Annotated in this window: 10 protein-coding genes; 1 reads left to right on the top strand and 9 read right to left on the bottom strand. The window is 50.2% G+C overall.

Annotation, left to right across the window (positions count from 1 at the left end; translation table 11 throughout):
* The 7 genes from E3J62_07720 to E3J62_07690 all read right to left on the bottom strand — a co-directional run.
* The coding region (locus E3J62_07720) for an alpha/beta fold hydrolase (GenBank protein TET45398.1) at window positions 1-2,495 on the bottom strand (2,495 nt) is incomplete at its 3' end.
* A 351-nt stretch (window positions 2,496-2,846) separates the two neighbouring features.
* Complete coding sequence (cysK, locus tag E3J62_07715; GenBank protein ID TET45397.1) at window positions 2,847-3,764, bottom strand: cysteine synthase A; 918 nt, start codon at window positions 3,762-3,764, stop codon at window positions 2,847-2,849.
* Window positions 3,765-3,799: 35 nt separating this feature from the next.
* Window positions 3,800-4,891 (bottom strand): hypothetical protein, encoded by a 1,092-nt coding sequence (locus E3J62_07710; GenBank protein TET45396.1) that lies wholly within the window; start codon window positions 4,889-4,891, stop codon window positions 3,800-3,802.
* Window positions 4,892-5,410: 519 nt separating this feature from the next.
* Window positions 5,411-6,346: a radical SAM protein gene (locus E3J62_07705; GenBank protein TET45395.1), complete on the bottom strand. Its 936-nt coding sequence runs from the start codon at window positions 6,344-6,346 to the stop codon at window positions 5,411-5,413.
* A complete protein-coding gene (locus E3J62_07700; protein TET45394.1) occupies window positions 6,343-7,269 on the bottom strand; it encodes an NAD(P)/FAD-dependent oxidoreductase in 927 nt (308 codons plus the stop codon). Before E3J62_07700 ends, E3J62_07705 begins: the two co-directional genes overlap by 4 nt.
* A 136-nt stretch (window positions 7,270-7,405) precedes the next feature.
* Window positions 7,406-8,719 (bottom strand): TldD/PmbA family protein, encoded by a 1,314-nt coding sequence (locus tag E3J62_07695; GenBank protein TET45393.1) that lies wholly within the window; start codon window positions 8,717-8,719, stop codon window positions 7,406-7,408.
* A complete protein-coding gene (locus tag E3J62_07690) occupies window positions 8,719-10,083 on the bottom strand; it encodes a TldD/PmbA family protein (protein TET45392.1) in 1,365 nt (454 codons plus the stop codon). The genes E3J62_07695 and E3J62_07690 overlap by 1 nt, the downstream gene beginning before the upstream one ends.
* A 1,039-nt stretch (window positions 10,084-11,122) precedes the next feature.
* Here E3J62_07690 and E3J62_07685 point away from each other — a divergent pair.
* Entirely contained in the window at window positions 11,123-13,654 is a 2,532-nt protein-coding gene (locus E3J62_07685) for a T9SS type A sorting domain-containing protein (GenBank protein ID TET45391.1), read from the top strand.
* 95 nt (window positions 13,655-13,749) lie between these two features.
* Here E3J62_07685 and E3J62_07680 read toward each other — a convergent pair whose 3' ends face one another.
* Both E3J62_07680 and E3J62_07675 read right to left on the bottom strand, forming a co-directional pair.
* On the bottom strand, window positions 13,750-14,163 hold the full coding sequence (locus E3J62_07680) for a hypothetical protein (protein ID TET45390.1): 414 nt from the start codon (window positions 14,161-14,163) through the stop codon (window positions 13,750-13,752).
* Window positions 14,164-14,313: 150 nt separating this feature from the next.
* The gene (locus E3J62_07675; GenBank protein ID TET45389.1) at window positions 14,314-14,766 is read right to left on the bottom strand and encodes a T9SS type A sorting domain-containing protein; all 453 of its coding nucleotides are present in this window, start codon (window positions 14,764-14,766) and stop codon (window positions 14,314-14,316) included.

Genomic DNA, 14,766 nt, shown 5'->3' with positions numbered 1-14,766 from the left:
GCTGTATTGAAGAAACCAGCGCACAAAACTCCACCCCAGCCGCGTTGCTTCACCTTTCGATCGAATATTATGAAGTCAGGGAGACCAGCACCTGAATATATAGTGCCAAAGAAATTAGAAATCGCCAGGCCCGTTGAATCATTCCCCTCGTGGACAAAAACGAACTTCTCAGGATTCAGCGGGTTGGGATATATGAACTCTGCTGCAAGCCCGACACCACGCACTTTTCTTTTCCCCACCTGGAACGATTCTTTGCCTGGTCGGATCGGAAGCCTTGAGTCTATCTTTGACACGATTTGGTTCTCATCTGCCCCACCAAACAGTATCAAATTCTTCGCGTTGACCACAGCCTTAGTCAACTCACTATCGGGAAGGACGCTCACGTATCCGTTCCCCCTCTGCCACCACCGCATCGCCTCATAAGAAGCCTGTCTGTAGAGAAGTTCTGTCGTTGCCGAGTCCCCTTTTGTACCGTATACAAGAGCGAAAGGTGAGAAGTAAGCCTGTTTGATCGGTCCGTACAGGTCCGGCCGCTTGCTGACGCCCCTCCGTTTCCTATGCCCTTTGACGAAACTGTCCCCTCTCTTGTAGAAAGAGACTGTCTCATCCCTTTTGAACTGATGGAGGATCTTATGACCATCAACAACAAAGGAAAGCCTGCCGCGCGGGACAATAGCTTTGTTCAAATGCAGTGAGAATTGACCGATGTTGTTGGTGAGGACCTCTATTGTGCGCCCCTTTACCTCTGCCTCAACCCGTGACTCGAAAAATGGTCTCTCCTGTTCATCTATTTGAATCCAATTACTCTTGTTGCTCTGGCCTAGATTTGTAGTCTTGAAAACAATATGGCGAGGAAATGGGTTTCGTGTTTTCCTCCTGAGAAAGGCCATCAGGTCGGGATCATCCACGCACTGAAGATCATCTGTTTTCCACCAATGTTTTTTCCCGGGAACCTCCTTGTACACGTAGTCGTAGTCGAGTTGATCCAGCAGTTTGGCAAACATTCTTCCGTGTACCGTGGGAACGTTGTCATCTATACCCCCGTGAAGAATGAATACCGGAAGGTTAAGCGCATTCTCCACAAAATTCGGCGCAATATCTTCCCTCAGGCTCATGTCTCTTATGCCTACTTGCATGGGCTCGGCAAATATGTAGGATTTCTGAAGAAACCAGGGCACGTAGAGCTGAAAACAGGTCCACCCAGCGCCAGGGGCAATCGCCGCAAACAGGTCCGAGTGCGCCAGGCCAACGTGCCAGGCGCCATGGCCACCCATGGAATGCCCTACCAGATACACGCGGTTTGTGTCGATGGGAAAAGATTTCTTGACCAATTCCAGAACCTCAAGCGCGTCCAGCCTTCCCCAATCCTGCCAGTCAAAACCAAACCTCCTCCTGTTTGTTGGAGCAACCACGAACGCCCAATCCTTTGGTTGGTATGAGTTCACGTTGCCGCGCGCTCTTACACCCGCGCCGTGAAGGGTCAGAATGAGAGCATAATCTCTTTTCGCGTCGTAGTCCTTTGGAGGTAACACAGCATAATACTGGCAGGAACTGTCAATTCTGGAGATGAATGTCTTTACAAAAGACTCACTCTTCCCTCTCACCATGATTGCAAGGCTCTCTGAAGAGAAAAAAGATGGCGAAGACACTTTGACAGGAACCCATACCGTGTCAGGTGCGGCGATGGGCTTAATCTGTTCCAGCCGTATGGGAATCTTCTTATAGTTGAGGGGAATTAGATGAGAAACAGATACTGAATCCTCCCTGAACACATCTCCATCACCAAGGGTAACGGTTATGTCATCCAGTCTCTTGCTCGTAGTATTCATCAGGGTTATGCCCGCCCAACCACTCAGCGTTTCTCCATCGATGATGTCCGGCACGGTTGCATCTTTCTTTACAATAACGACAGGCACAGGAGGCGGAACCACCTTGAATGTGAACCGGTGGTCTGCATACCCACCAGTGGGAACCAGAACCCTGTTTATTCCATGCTCAAGGATTACAGGAGTCATCATGTAGTTGTCCCCATAGGGATTCCCAGTGTACCGCCTGCCGTTCAGATAAAAGGACCCAGCCTTCTTGGCCATGACGAGTGCTCTCTTCCTACCCTTGTTTTCGAACTGAGCGTAGGCGTATCCAACGTCAACCAGACCCGCTATCCCCCATATGTCCATTAGAGAATCCCAAAGGACATCCTCGTATTCGAGATTGATCCAGCCAAGTGAGTCAACACTTGTCTTCCTCCACTGGACCTTGCCGCCCTGGGCCAGGATGCTAGGGTGTTCCAGCCCTTCATGGGGACGGAAGTTTTTCGCATCCTTGATGATGCCCACAACACCTTCCCGCGCTCCCACAGAAAAAGGACCAACATAAAGCCAATCCTCGACGACTATTTTGTCTTCGATTCCAGGCAGGAATTCATTTCCGGCCGACGCCCAGGCTGTGAGGAAGAACAGAATGATAGAAAAGAGAAAGATGACTTTCCTGAACATATCTCCTCCTGTCCTCTGGTGAGTATGGCCTTCTCTGTTTGCCGTTGAGATAATAAACAAATACCCGCTTTCAGCAACCTTTTTCTGCACAGTATAAACCGAGAACTTCAGACTGCCAACTCCAGACTATGGACGACAAATTCCCTGCCCCCCTCCCCGAATACGAAAAGTTGTAGGGGCGCGGTCTCCGCGCCCATCTACCTGGGCAGGGAGACCCTCCTTCCATTTATCGAAAATCGAAAATAGAAGATCGAAAATCGGAACCGACCACTTGTGAAATTCCCCGTCTTCGCTTTTGTTAGCTTCGACGGGCTTCGCCCTTGCACTTCCCGGCCCCTTCGACATTTCGTGTCAGTAAAGTCCTTCAACACTCAGGTATCTCTCACCCGTATCTGCGAAGATGCATACGATCAATTTTCCTTCGAACTCTTTCCTGCGAGCAAGATCAAGTGAGACATGGGCTGTCGCTCCTGACGTTATGCCAGCAAATATCCCTTCTTCCAGGGCAAGCCGCCTGCAGGTACCAAACGCATCCTCTTCTGATACGGTGACTATCTCGTCAACCAGCGAACTATCATAAAGGTCCGGAACCCACCCGGGGGCCGTGCCCATCATCCTGTGGGGATTGAAGATTCCTTTTGATAGAACTGGAGCCTGTTCCGGCTCAATTCCTATGACTTTGAAGCCGGGTTTCCTGGACTTAATCACTTCGGCCACACCCATAGCAGTGCCGGTTGTCCCCAGACCCGCCACAAGAACATCTATTTTTCCGTCAGTGTCGGACCAGAGTTCTTCGGCTGTCGTTTCGACGTGGGCCTTTGTGTTGTCAGGGTTGGAATGCTGACAAATATAATAGGAATCCGGGATTTCTTCATGGAGTTCCTTGGCTCTCTCGCGCGAGCCGAGGGTTCCTTTCTCTTTTGGTGTAAGCTCGAGTTCAGCCCCGAGGGCTTTGATGATTTTCTTTCGTTCAAGGCTCTGTATCTCCGACATACAGATGATCAGACGGTAGCCCTTCATACCACAGATGTACGCGAGGGCTATGGCTGTGTTTCCACTCGAGGCTTCTATGATAGTGGTTCCCTCTTTTATCTGGCCTCTCTTCTCGGCCTCTTTTATCATGTAATAGACCGGCCTGTCCTTGATGCTGTAAGGATTGAACATCTCCAATTTTGCCGCGATAGTGGCGTTGACACCGCTCCCCAGTCTTTTCAGGTACACCAGGGGCGTCTTACCGATGCAATCCATGATGCTGCCCTTTATGTTCATCCTATTTCCCTTCCCCCCGATCATAAAGAGTAAACTCAGTATCGCAGTAGAGCTGCGATCCCTCCCACTTCAGCCAATTCTCCAATCTCGTCCGCGAAATCTATTCCCGCACCGGTCTTGGACAGCAATTCAACCATCTCATTGAGCAAATCCACAGCAAAAACAGATTCTGAGCCGCAATCGGGACACTTTTCCAGTTCACCAGAGAATAACCCCTCACAATCTCTGCACCTGATGCCGCTGAACCTGGCAGTGCGATTCACAATAGCTTTCTCAACTCTTCCCATTCTTCCTGCAAACAGCACATCCTGTACTCCGACAACAGCAGGCTCTCCCCGGAGATAGCGGGTTTTGATCTCTTCCCACAGGTCTCTTTCGGACTTCCTTTCCTCCACAAAGAACAGATCATATATCTCCCTGCCCAGGTAATTTCCGCCCTTTCCCAGGTCCAACGCCTTTTCTCCCACTACATTCTGAGCCAGTCGATCCGGCAGGGCCTTGTGTATTTCTCTGATTGCCTCTTTACCTCCGACCAGGATTATTCGCCTGAACTCCTCTTTTTTGTCCAGCTCCTTCAGATTGTCAACGATCTCCTTTGCGTACTTGTGCAGCTCCTTGTCCCTTCTCCTCTCATATCTTTGCTGAGACCATCCCCCTACCTTCACATGATTCTTTATGTTCCCTTTTATCTTTTCCTCTGAGTCAGTTTTTCCTGATGAGACCAGGAATATCCGGGCAAATTCGTTATCTGCTACGACAACGGCAAAACTCTCATATTCGTCCTTTAGCTCAGCGAGAGGCCGGATGTAGGGTGAGGAATCAACCCAAACCATGTCTTCAACCGGAACGTTCAACGGATAGGCCTCAAGATAGTCCAAGAGCCAGCAGCAGAACACGCACAGACTTCCCGACTTGTATGGGTGTTTGTCAAAATAATCTTCAATCAGTTTGAGATTCTCCTCAAGATGTTCAGATTCGTCTCTGTTCTCTTTCAACATCTTCTTTATGTTGTCGATTCTTTTCTTGATTCTCCTCATTGAGTCCGGACCCGACAGATAGATGCTCAAGAATGCCCGGTCATGGGAAGACATCTTTGCCAGTCGCTTCAGATCGATTTCATCAGACATGCTGACTCCTCTCCAAAACTACCGAAAACGAAACCACTACACCCGAAATTGCGAAATTCCCCGTCTTCGCTTTTGTTAGCTTCCCCACTTCGCCCTCCGTGGCTTCGTGGGACTTCGCGACGGGCTTCGCCCTTGCCCTTCCCTACGCCTTCGAGATTACGAAACGAAATAGGGCCAGCCCGCCGTTGGCGGGATCAGGCATATTTCGTCCTGAGCGAAGTTCCGAGCGCAAGCGAAGGACAGAGCCGAAGGATCTGCTTGTGTCAGATTGCTTCGTCGCTAACGCTCCTCGCAATGACCCGTCTTCGCTTTCATTAGCTTCGACGGTCTTCGCTTCTCCTCCGTCGGCCTGTGCCGACGAAGGATCCAAAATGTCTCGTCTTTTCTCTCGAAAAGCCGGACCTTTTCGACTCCAGAATGACATGCGGTATTCGACGACTTGGCTATGGTTTCCGTTCTTCGTCCTTCGACCACGCTCAGCACTTCGTTCTTCGCCCTTCCCTGTTGAGGACTTCTTTTTCAAGCCTTGTGAAGAGGATAGGTATACCCGTCCTTTACGGATCCGTTCTCTTTCAAGTGGCTCATCACATACTGTCCGCAGTTGCTGCCGATATGATTCTCTTCCAGTTCTCCTATGCTTAAGATGACATCATATCCCACATTTCTGAGTACATCGATCGTCTCATAGTTCTCTTTTTCTGGCACTATGTGCGAAGAGATATTCTGTCTTGTCGCCTGGTAAGTGGGATTCACGGGAGTTATCTTGATCAAAAACATATCGGGCCTGAAATGCCGCAGAAGAACATCCGCGTCGACCGGCATACCATCTGCCAGAGCGAAGTTGAGAGTTATCTTTCTTTCACCTTTCTGGAAATATGCCTCTCCATATTCTGCGATCTGTGCAAAGTCCCATTTCCTCACGGGAATAAGCCAATCTCTCAGCCGCATTTCGGTAGTGTGTATTGAGAACTGTAGTTGAAAATTTCCACAAAAGACCTTCTTCTTGATTTCCAACAGCCTATCAAAAAAGCCTTCAGTCCCATGAGGCGCGATCGTGGAAAAGGCCGGTAAAAGCCCGGGAGCATCGTACAGTTTGGGAAGCTCTGCAAGCACATCGAGTACGTTTTGATTGAAGGCTGGCTCGCCCATTCTTGCAAATTGGATCTTGAACTTATCGACCGGTACGATCCCGTCAGGAAAACGTCTTCTTATCAGGTAATCTATCTGGCCGACGATGTCATCTCGGGAGAGTCTTCCCTGATAATGGCTCCCCGCGTCACAGAACCGGCAGCCCACCGGGCATCCATACAACGTAGACACAATCAAGACCCATTTCTTTTCACGCGGAATGGGAGGCTGAACCGACTCAACAAATTCTATTTGTCTTCCACTGTCCGTCTCTGCGATAAATACCGTCGCTATCTCTTCACTGCCTGTTTTAGCCAGTATCTTCATTCCCCTTCTCCCGCGACACTCGAATGTATCTCCATCGCCGCCCTTAGACCATCCCCAACACAAATCGCAACTTGCCTGTAAATACCATTCCTCACATCCCCCACAATATGAATCGCACTTGAGTCTGTCAGGGTTTCAACCTTTCTCTTCAGCCCACTTCCCAAGAAATCAAGGCAAGGCTCCCTCCCAATCGCGATTACCACATAATCAGCACGTATTTCCCTCTTCTTCTGTTCGTCATTGTGTGCACAAGTTAGCACCGCTTTGTTTCCGTCGCTACGTATTTCTTGAACACATGTCCTATCCAGGTATGTGACATTCCTGGACTCCATGCATCTATCCCAGAGCACTGGGATGCACTTTGCTCGACTGCTCCTATTGAGAATCGTGACTTCATTCCTCTGAGACATCCCTAGCGCATAGTCGAACGCGGCGTCGCCAGCTCCAATGATGGCGATCTCTTTCCCACTGAGGCCACGAATTGGATGTATCACGTGGAACATCCGTTCTTCGACAGCCTTTGAAATCTTCAGGTCAGAAATGGGCTTTGGCTTTGTCCCAGAAGCAATTACCACGATGTCAGACATTACCACTCTCTCGTTGGTCTTTGCGTGAAACTCACTATCCTCATATTCCAACTCCAGCACCTCTTCAAAGCTCACGCTCACTCCAGCACTCTCCAGTTGCCTCTTGAAGAGGCCTACAAGTTCCATTCCACTTATCCCATCGGGAAACCCCGGATAATTCTCAACCAGATTGGCATTCCTGAGGAGTCCACCAATCTCCTCTTTTTCCACAAGCACAACCCCAATATCGTAGCGTCTTAATTGAATGGCCGTCGTTACTCCGGCAGGTCCTGCCCCTATGATCAACACATTTCTGCTGTTCACTTTTGGACGACTCCAAGCCGTTTTGGATTTCAGGGCGCTTCTACTTGTTTGCCGGGTGTTCGGGCGGTGCGTTGATTACTCCAGGTTTGCACACCCACACCAGTCCTGAGTGAGCAACCTCGGGCAATGCCTCTTGGATGGAGCGCCACTGTATTTGTCAATCGAAGCACTAGTTCTTGGTTGTAACACTCACATTGTCGCACAGTATTGGCGGCAGCCATGCGGTGCCCCAGGAAGGATACAGAGTATCACCAATGTCCACTACCTGTTTCAACATTTCGTAAATGTTGCCCGCCACCATAGCATCCTTCACCCGGCCCACAATTTCGCCGTTTTCGACATATAGTCCTGGGCTAACCCCAATGGAAAAGTCCCCGTTAGGGATGTTCCCGCTGTGAGCTCCGAGTGCGCCTTCCAGGATAATGCCCCTGTCTATCGATTTTACCAGATCAGAGAAGGATTTCTTTCCTGGCTCCATGATCATGTGAGTCAGTGCAGGCACGGGTTTTATTGAGATGGGATCTCCTCCCCATGCGGTAGTCCTGTGTCCATGTCCGGTGGGTTTGGCCTTCAATTTGCTGGCGTAATCCAGATCGTAGTAGAAGCTCTTCAACACCCCATTTTCGATAATTGTCAAGGGTTTGCACGCGACACCTTCATCATCAAAAGCCCGCGCTCCAGGATGCTTGTCGTTCAGCGGATCATCGTGTATCGTTATCCTTTCATCAAATATCTTTTCTCCAACCTTATTGGCAATCGGTGAAACCTTTTCATAGACACTCTTCGAACTGGTGCCAATCGAAATTCTCCATTTGAGCGCAATCATGCTGTTGGGCATGAACATTATTTTCATCTTCCCGCCTTTAGGCTCAACGATCTTGGAAGACGATGTGTACAGTTTTATCATTTCGTTCAGGATATTCTCGGGCATTTGCCTGAAGTCCTTGCTCAGAAATGCTCCCCAAATCCCGGACGCGGACCCAGGAAATACCAGACTTCCATACATAACATAAAAGGTACTTTCCCCTGAAATGTCGGTTCCACAACTGTTCATGACGCGAATCGTTTCCGTGTACGTAGTTGAACTCACTGAAATTTCAGCATCTGTTTCGGATTTTAGAAGGTCACAGACTCTTGCAGATTCTTCAACCATTTGCGTACTCAATACATTCTCAAGAGACGGATCGAATGTGTCAATTCGAGCGAGTTTTTCTGTAAGTGGAAAATCATAGTTTGCTTCTACTTCCCCTTCCAGGGAATCAATCGCATTCTGCAGAAGCTCTTGGCGATTCGCAAGATTTCTCGTGTAGGCAAACCCAAGTTTGTTGTCCTTGATTATCCTCAGACTGGCTCCTGATTGTATCTTACTCTCTATGCCATGTAGCTTCGCATTCTTGAATGAAACAGAATTGTGCGTATATCCAATCGAATAGACCTCTGCCTTGTCAGAGACCTTCTTTGCCATTTCAAGCAGTTTTTCCATTATGCGCCTCCTATCACAAGATTCTTGACGAGCGCATGCGGCGCACCGTGACAGGAACGAATATTCATCTGCAACTTCCCACATCCGCCAACTTTTGATAAGACAAGGTCATTTCCTACTGCAGAGATATCTTTCAACGTTTTGTACAGATTCCCTGAAATGTTTATGTCACGGACCATTTCTCCAACCTTTCCATCTTTTACAAGATAACCATACTGCGCGCCGAAAGTGAAGTTCTCACCAGCAGTTTGTCCACCTTTCGCATCCAGAATGTACAGCCCATCTCCAAGCATCGTTATAAGCTCTTCGAAACTCGGTTTACCCGGCTCAATGAAAATAGTCCCCATCCTTATTATGGGAGCATAACGATAGTCTTCAGCAACACAGTGTCCGGAGATGGACTCTTCGAATTCCCCAGCAGTTCTTCTTGAATGCAGCCGCCCCGTTAGATTTCCATTTTTCATGAGCTGTGTTGGACGAGCTTTTACACCTTCGTCATCATACTTGTAAAAGCCAACTTGATCCGCAATCGTTGGATTGTCAACGATGCTCAGAACATCGCTGCCCAGTTTGCTCCCGATCTCCATCTTTTTTCGCATAGCTGGAAGTGTTTCTATTATGTCTGCCTCCGAGAAATGGCCAAAGGCTTCATGCGCAAATACACCTGCTAGCCCTTGATTCAAGATACAATCGTATACCCCGCCTTGAACTGGTTTCGCCTTCAGAAGGTCAACTGCAATTGCAGTCCGCTCTTCAAAGTGCTTCTCCTGATCTCGTACAGCAGCGAATCCATCACTTCCTCCGGCCCTCACCCTCACATTTTGAATCAGATTTCCGTCCTTACTTATGATCTCCCCGGACAACCTTGTCGTTACGAGGTCTTCCCGTATTTCACTCCCTTCAGAGGTGACGAGGTGTTTTTCTCTGATCACTTCCTCGTAGCTGATGCGAGTCATAGCTATCTTCTTGTGTTCGAGGGGAATGTTGTTACACCTACGAACAAGTTCAAGCTTCTCGGCCATGGGGATTTCTCTCGGATCCTCCTTCAATTCCGGGATAAAAGTGTCTTTGACCACCTCCGACTCAGCCAGTTTGACAGGTTTATCAATGGTTTTGGCGATCAACTTCGCATTTTCCTCAGCCATAAGGAGAGCCTTTTCGACATCGTTTTCTTTTGTGAAAACAACGGAGGACATTCCACCATCTATCAAGACCCTCACAACGTATCCGTCAGTAGAATTAGATGCTATCTTTGTCAGATCCTGGCCAGTGAAGGAAATAACTGTTTCCTTCTTGATTTCGTAGCGCGCGTCGGCATAATCAGCATCCACCTTACTCACGATTGCGCGTAGTTTCTCGAACATAGTGTCTCCTTCTTGGTTCCTTGCTTCAAATCCTTTCCAAAGTCCAGAACACATTCTATGCACTCAGATTGGGATGTCAAGCCGTTTCACGGTCTCGCCCGGCTCGTTTGACGAGCGGGCGTTCCACGACCTCCCGAGCGATAGTCGAGGGGAGCCGCAGGCGAAGGGAATGGAAATCGAAGGATCTGTTTGTGTCAGATTGCTTCGTCGCCGTTCGGCTCTCCTCCGCCGGCTTGCGCCGCCGAAGGACCAAAAATGCCCCGTGTATCTCGCTTCGCGAGAAACGGGGCAGGTCTCGTCTTTTCTCTCGAAAAGCCGGACCTTTTTGGCTCGCAATGACCCGTCTACGCTTTTGTTAGCTTCGACGGCCAGGCAGTTTCTCTTGTGGTGGAGATCGGGGAAAAGCCCCGTGTATCTCGCTTCGTGAGAAACGGGGCAGGCAGATTCTTCCCCCCTTTCGGCTCTCCTCCGCCGGCCTGTGCCGACGAAGGATCAAAAATGCCCCGTGTATCTCGCTTCGCGAGAAACGGGGCAGGCCTCGTCTTTTCTCTGCAAAAGCCGGACCTTTCTGGCTCACAATGACCCTCCTTCGCTGAAGCTACGGAGGGCAAGCTCCCCTTTCGCCCTATATGGTTACGGAGGACATGCATTCAGGAGATCCTTCGGGTTCCCTTCGCACGACTTCGCTCGGGATTAACTCTCTGTAACGAGCTCTCTTCGCTCCGCTCGCGACCTCTAACAAAGACTAAAATTGAATATCACCATAAGAATGGCAAACCCTTTAAGCAAACTCCACCTCCTTGTGGGTAGAAAAAACAAAGCCGAGCAGAGCTTGAGGCAATGAAAAGACGAGCAAGAACCTCTTACACTTCGTGCAAACGCAAGGATACCACAGAAATGTGAGGAAACCAATGTCGTATTGAACACGGTTAACCTGCCCTCAGCAAGAATGAGCAACTTGCTCATAAATTTTATCTTGAACAAAAAGTGTTGATGTGTTATGATGTGTCACCTCGCAGTTGAAGGATGATAGTGGTTAGTGTGGAAGATTATGGTTTGCTGTGATTTGACGGCGAGGTTTTCCGTTTCCTTTGCTCAGGGATTGCGGGTGCAACTGACGGAAGGAGGTGATGTTAAAAAGGGAAACGTGATGCAAGGGAGAATTCTTTCGCAACTCTGTCAAAGAAAGAAAGGACGGAAGAAGATGGGGAAAAAGTTAGTTCTTGTGTTGACTTTGTTAGCCGTTGTAGGACTGTGGACCGGAAGTTCTGCGGGGACAGGAAAGAGCGAGCCCGCCATGATGAACAGGGGACCAAATCTATTTCAACTCGACCCTTACTCCCGGACTCCGCTTTTGAAAGAGGGGGAAAAGGTGTTGAACCCACTCCTCGCTCCCTCACCTGATGATACAATCCATTATGACGGCACACCTGATGACAACGCCATTGGCCTCACAGGTGGCGGAACGTTCCAGGGTGCCATAAGGCTGACGCCGACGGAACTGGGTTCCTACACCGGGTGGGAGATCGTCGCCGTGATCTGGTATCACCACGAAGCAGGATCCCACGGGGACTCGGTCATCATATACGATCAGGGCACCGATTCGACTCCCGGTCCTGTGCTCACCAGCGATCCGTGTTCAGACGTAGGTCCGGGGTGGGCCAGGGAGGACCTGAGCAACCCGGTCGCAATTTCGGGTCTTGGCGACCTCTGGTGTTCAATACAGGTCACCCATGCTGACGGCGAGTTTCCTCTCAGCACCGATCCCGGACCAGCTGTGCAGGGAAAGGGAGACTTTGTCTATCTTGCCCCTAACTGGGACGAGCTTTGGCTCTTAGGTTTTAACATCAACTGGGATATCAGGGCAATTGTTGACTCGGGAGCAGTGGTGGAGTGGGGAGCGATTGATGGGACGGTGAGTGAGCTTGGGGGAGGTCCAATCCAGGATGCAGTAGTGACTGCTGACGGTAATGTTGACACCACAGACGCATCCGGCTATTACCTCATAGATGTCTTGGCCGGAACCTACGATGTGACTGCATCTGCCTTTGGCTACAACCCAGCAACCACTCCAAGCGTAGTGGTCGTCTTAGACGATACGGTCACGGTCGACTTTGATCTCACCTATCCGCTCATCTCGGTCGATCCAACCTCCTTCTATGTGACGCTTGCTCCGGATATCATCAAGGACACCACCCTCTGGATATACAATACCGGAAACGGACCGTTGGATTTTGACATAGACATCTTTACAAACTTTTCGGTCAACGCTGGAAAATCGGTCAGACCTCCGGGCGAGACTTCTCCCGTTCAGATCACAGGCAACAGTATCGACGCCTCGGCTACCGACGCCCGACATGTGAAGTCTGAACCGAAAGCTCATCCAAACACCGCGGCCCCGGCATACGGTGATGTTCTCAGCCAGTTCAATGCCCCCTGGGCAGAGACGAATGCTGGAGCCGGGCTCTCATACGACCCGAACACTGGTAATCTCTGGGCGGTCAATCAGTCGAGTGGGATGATGTATGAGATAGATCCGGTTGCCCAGGTAGTTGTCTCCTCCTGGGCCATACCGCTGACATTGGGGTGGGGTTGTGGGTTCGACGGATCGGAGCTCTGGGTTTCCGATGTCAATGCGACCAACGATGATTATGAATTCTCCACGACCGGATTAGGACCCCTCGACCAGTTCACCCCCATCTACACCAGCTGGCCTGCTGATATGGCCTTCGATGGTCAATGGCTCTGGCAGATCGATGTTGGTTCCCCAGGCGCGGTCTATCAGTACGACTTCGATGGGAATCCCCTGGATACTATCCAGCCAGGGTATAGCATCTCCCAGCGTGGGTTGGCCTGCAATAGGGACCAAGGCACCTGGTACAGTGGCAGCTGGAATACCCCTCTGGGGCAGTTCTGGGAGTTCGACGCTGCTGGTGCTACAGTCAATTATGTAGTTACTGGCATTGCCATATCCGGTCTCGCCTGGGATGGGGTCACCGGAAACATCTGGTGCATGGCCAACGCAAGCCCGGATGTGATCTATGAGCTGGATTCTGGCTATCCTGCACCCACCACTTGGCTCGATGCTAATCCGAGGACGGACTCTGTCGCTGCCGTGGACAGCTTTGCGGTTACGGTGACCTTCAATTCCACTGGCCTTGCCGTTGGTGTTTATACCGGTGGGCTGGCTATCCACAACAATTCTATCGACAGCCCCATAATTGTCCCTTGCACCCTTGAGGTAGTTCTCGTCGGGGTTGAGGAGGCTGGGCGTCGCCCAGGCCTTCCCAGGGTTCATGCTCTCTCTCAGAACTCACCCAACCCAATGAGGGGTGGCTCAGCAACCATCTCATACCAGTTGGCAGCTGAGGGTGATGTATCCCTCAAGATCTACAATGCTGCTGGTCGGCTGGTCAAGTCTTTGGCAGCTGGCCCCCTTGAGCCTGGCTACTATAAGGAGACCTGGGATGGGAGGGACTCCTCAGAGAAGAAGGTTCCCTCAGGGGTCTACTTCTGCAGACTGTCCGTAGGTAGTTTTGAGGCCTCAAGAAAGATGGTGGTTTTGAGGTAATCTCCACAACGACCTCATAACTTTGGAACCCCTGTTCCTTGTCAGGAGCAGGGGTTTCTTTTCTGCTAGGTTTTCAGTGTGCCCTCGACCCGGGGTCAGGCCACCAGGAACTTGACTCCGAACCTTTCCAATTCAGTGCGGATTTTTGTCTCCAGTGAACCCTTCCCCTCGTAATCCAGGAAAACAGACTGCAATCCCCGCTCTCGATAGACCGGTTGTTTGTGCGCAGTATGATCTCTATAGAATGGCATGTGGCCGTAGCCACAGATCTCCAAAAAGAGATTGTACTCCGGCAAAAAGAAATCCGGCCTGAACTGCCTACCACCCAGAAGCATTATTGGTTCGTACTGGAACTCGATTTTGTTCCTGAACAGATAATCCGCGCATCTCTTCTCATATTGAGAGCGGACCTTGACACCTGATTCAGTCGCTAATACTGGCTCGAATCTTCGTTTCCTTGGAACCCTGATTCCCCTCAAGGGGCTATATTTGCCGGACTTTTGGCGCATACATCCTGGCACTCTCCCCTATATAACCACTCGATCGTCATGGGTGCAAGAAGAATAATAAGGTTAAACTCCGTTTGTCCTCAAACCAAAAAGAGGGGCCAGCTAAGAACCAACTGACCCCCTCAAATTCGATGTCAATCCGGAAATCTTCTACTTGAGTAACACCATACGATTGGTCACAGACTGGTCACCCGCGTCGATACGATACAGATACACTCCACTCGTGGCCGGTGTGCCATCTTCGTGATTACCATCCCAGTGTACGGTGTAAGTGCCTGCGTCCTGAACTCCCATATCAAAACTCCGTATCAACTGTCCGGCTGTGTTGTAGATAGAGACCCGTACATTACCTGGATCATTCAGCGCGTAGGAAATGTTTGCGTCTGAATCGAAAGGATTAGGATAAGCCTGAGCTACAACATGAGGCCCACCAGACTTCCTCACGGAAGACATAGCTCCAGAACCTTCAGGTTGTTTGACACCGTAGCCCTCCAGCATCTCGCGAACTGCGGCATGTATCTCCTTACGACTCGCGTCCCGGGCTCGCATTCCTTTGACCTTCTCCCGAACAGCCTTCCGCTGCTCGTCAGTCAGCTTCTCCAT

It is taken from the genome of candidate division TA06 bacterium (assembly GCA_004376575.1).
In the GTDB taxonomy this organism is placed as follows: Bacteria; Hydrothermota; DG-26; order E44-bin18; family E44-bin18; genus E44-bin18.
This window is presented reverse-complemented; position numbering and strand designations above follow the sequence as displayed.